Annotated in this window: 4 protein-coding genes and 2 pseudogenes; 5 read left to right on the top strand and 1 reads right to left on the bottom strand. The window is 38.8% G+C overall.

Annotated features, from left to right (window positions below):
- Nucleotides 1-103: 103 nt before the first annotated feature.
- From RH88_RS07945 to RH88_RS24100, 5 genes and pseudogenes are all read left to right on the top strand, one after another.
- The gene (locus RH88_RS07945; RefSeq protein WP_005594805.1) at nt 104-967 is read left to right on the top strand and encodes a hypothetical protein; all 864 of its coding nucleotides are present in this window, start codon (nt 104-106) and stop codon (nt 965-967) included.
- Between the two features lie 225 nt (nt 968-1,192).
- A pseudogene (locus RH88_RS23845) lies at nt 1,193-1,387 on the top strand (IS5/IS1182 family transposase); the annotation flags it as partial.
- 196 nt (nt 1,388-1,583) lie between these two features.
- Nucleotides 1,584-1,964 (top strand): YgiW/YdeI family stress tolerance OB fold protein, encoded by a 381-nt coding sequence (locus RH88_RS07955; protein WP_005594808.1) that lies wholly within the window; start codon nt 1,584-1,586, stop codon nt 1,962-1,964.
- A 75-nt stretch (nt 1,965-2,039) separates the two neighbouring features.
- Nucleotides 2,040-2,681: an AcfA family outer membrane beta-barrel protein gene (locus RH88_RS07960; RefSeq protein ID WP_005594809.1), complete on the top strand. Its 642-nt coding sequence runs from the start codon at nt 2,040-2,042 to the stop codon at nt 2,679-2,681.
- A 99-nt stretch (nt 2,682-2,780) separates the two neighbouring features.
- Nucleotides 2,781-3,044 (top strand): annotated as a pseudogene (locus RH88_RS24100) (ISL3 family transposase); the annotation flags it as partial.
- A 10-nt stretch (nt 3,045-3,054) separates the two neighbouring features.
- Here the strand turns inward: RH88_RS24100 and RH88_RS22895 are convergent.
- Nucleotides 3,055-3,349: integrase core domain-containing protein (locus RH88_RS22895; protein WP_138944261.1), on the bottom strand; the 295-nt coding region annotated here is incomplete at its 5' end.

Genomic DNA, 3,349 nt, shown 5'->3' on the forward strand with positions numbered 1-3,349 from the left:
ATTTTTGTCGCATAGAAAAGTAATGTGATTTGCTGATGTCTGGTGATGGGTTCATCATCTCTCAATTTATGTATCAGATAACACTGTAGAGATTATATAAATAATGGAAAAGAATAACCTGCTTCAACAGTTTGTTGACCAGTTTAAAGGTGCGGCGAGTATTCGCGCTTTAGATAAAGATGAAATTTGGTACGCAAATCAGGCTTACCAGAAAATGATGCATCATGCGCCTAGCATTCGAGAGGCCATGCTAAAAACGAATACTGACACTGAACATCAAGGGATGATTTTTTACGAGTATATTGAGCAGCAATTCAAGAATACGAATCAACCTACTTTTGCGTTTGAATTATACGATGGCATGTATGTAAGTACTGCTAGATTTTTGATCCAGTATAATGAATCCCCTGCAATTCTTACACTTATCAACGAATCGAAGATCTTACCAGAAAATCTGGATAACGACCTCTATACGACTCCTATTGCTCAATACCTTAATGATGATGTAACCTCTTTTGATACGAACTTTAACATTATAGAAAGAAATGAGCTAATTAAAACATTTGTCTCCAATTACGAGGGATTTGCTTTCATCCGCGATCTTGAAGAAGATGAGAACTATTATGCAAATGCTCCTTATATTTCTTTTACACGACAAGCTGAGAGCTTGGCAGAACTAAAAGAAAGCATTGATGATGATTTTGTTTCGGAGGGACTTTCCTATTGTGGGTACGTAGAGGCTGTGTTTAAGAAAAATCTTCAATCAACATTGGCATTTGAAATTGTCGGTGATTCTGCTTATATCTCACTGCGCGTATTAATCGAATATAGTGGCTCGCCTGTAATGTTGACGCTAATATCTGAATGCTATAAATCGATGAAGCATTATCACCACAGTATATATCAATGTGATGTTAATTCCCTGATGAAAGCGAAATCGCTAAGTCTAGTTACGAGCACATGTTGATTATCGTCAAATTTGAGCTGGAAAGGACTTTGTTTCCTAACTAGTTTTCACTTAAAAACGGTGTTGTTGACCAAATCAGTGAACCTTTCGCGAATATTGTGATCAGATCATTATCACGGATTTAAAAGGTTCACTTGATGGGTAAGTCGAAGAATAAAATAACAAATTGCCCTACGTATAACCGTACGTTAACTCAACGCGGCTCCATTACAATTTGGGTTGGCGACTCTGCCACAGTGGAGAATCGATACTGCTTACCACGATAGATCGCTATCGGAAACGGCAATGTATCGATATAAAATGCTCAAGAGTGCAATACTATCATTGCGCTGTTGCTACACTCAAGTTGGTGACGTCTATGCCAATGTCAAAGCGATCAACAATGTCATTAGGCTAGGTATGCCTAAAAGAAACACAAGTATTCAGATTTTCAGAAAAATGCGGATGATCAAACCTCTAGCTGATTTGATCAACAACGCCTACCGAACCTGAACGCAAGATTAACGAGTTACTCATAACTACTCTGGTCGTAATAACATAGATTTTGCAAAACGTTCATTCTCAGTTCAGCAACAAGCAGTATGATGATGTATTAATCAAAAAAATAGACAACACAATGAAAACTAAACTTTTAATAACCACTTTTTCACTAGCCGCTTCTAGCAGTGTTTTTGCACAAGGTTTCGTCGGGAATACCTCTCAGACTCAATCTGGTTTTTCAGGACCAACTCAAGGTATTTCAACAGTAAAACAAGTTCTTGACTCAGGGATGTTCAGTGACGATATGCCCGTAACATTGACAGGCCGAATCAAATCTTCACTTGGCGGAGAAATGTATCTGTTTGCCGACTCAACAGGAGAAGTAACTGTAGAAATTGACCACGACAAGTGGCTTGGTCAATCAGTCACGCCAATAATAAATGTGCAAATTATGGGTGAAATTGATAAGAACATATCAGGTGTAAAGGTGGATGTAGACGCGATAAAAGTTCTGTAGAGTATTAACATTTTCACAAATGCATCACATAATGTGAGCAATAGTAACGCAATATAAACCAATGAGAATTTTGAAATGAAAAAAACATTACTTACAGCAGTATTAGTGAGCGCTTCCTTCAGTGCAATTTCTGCGTCTTATATTGGCCTAGAATACGGTTTTGGTTCAACCAGCCAGGACACACAAAACAATTTCACCTCATCCTCAGTAAAGCTAGATCCATCAAATGAAGATGGCATACTAAGTGGGTTTATAGGCTATTCATTAACACCATCTTGGTCAATTGAATTAGGCTATAGCCAATTTGATTTAGACGATGATCGCTCTCTCTTTGTAAAATATAACCCAGCCACACACGTAAAAACTGAAGAAGAATGGGAAGCTCATATAAAAGCTAAGCAATTCAGCTTGGCGCCTGTATATACCCATGAACTAACGTCTAAATGGAAAGCAAAATTTAAAGCTGGCTTAACTTACACCCAATATGATGTAAGTGGCTCACACTATCTAGAAGAAGAAAATGAGTTCACCGATGTTGAGAAAATCACACCTAAAGATAGTTATTCAAACTCGTCTAATGAGATCGGTGGATTAATTTCAGTGGGAACTGAATATGAGGTATACCCTCAATTGACACTAGGTGCGAATGTAAAATATCAGTTTGATAGCTTTGCTAACACGGCATCATTCAACATAGGTTCAACCTACTACTTTTAAAAAAGGTTCATCGCGGGATTAGCGGGAACTTAAAACAAAAACGGTAGTAAGTGATATGCTTTAGTCGCCAAACAAAATCAGATACAAACTACCGTTTCCATGCCGAATCATACTTTCCTATCTTCATTCTGGGAAGGCTTTCAAATAGTAAAGTCTCACCAGACAGCGTCACTTATTACCCTTACTCTTAAACCTAACTCTCAGGCTAAATGCCTTTGTGGTCTTGAGGCCGAAGCTATCCATGAGTATCAATGGCGTCATGTAAAAGAGGCCATGCTACTCGGTGCTCCTGTTGAACTTTCCGTTCAAACACGAAGGATTAAGTGTCGCGACTGCGGTATAAAAACAGAGTCTCTATCTTGGTTTGTAGCGGTCAACTAAAATTGGCCACGGTTTTAGAGTTTTCCCAATATAATCGTTCCGACTCATTAGGACTTAGACCACCGTTATACTGATGTGGCCTGAGTTGGCAGTAATATCCAATGATGTAGCGAGTGATCTCCTGTTGAGCGTCAGCAAAGCTACAATAACCCGCCGTTGGCACCCATTCCGTTTTCAGATTTCTAAAGAAGCGCTCCATCGGAGCATTATCCCAACAGTTTCCTCGGCGAGATAAACTCTGCTTTATTTGAAAACACCACAGTAATTGGCGGTATTTACGACTGGTA

The sequence above is a fragment of the Vibrio scophthalmi LMG 19158 genome (assembly GCF_000222585.1).
Classification (GTDB): Bacteria; Pseudomonadota; Gammaproteobacteria; order Enterobacterales; family Vibrionaceae; genus Vibrio; species Vibrio scophthalmi.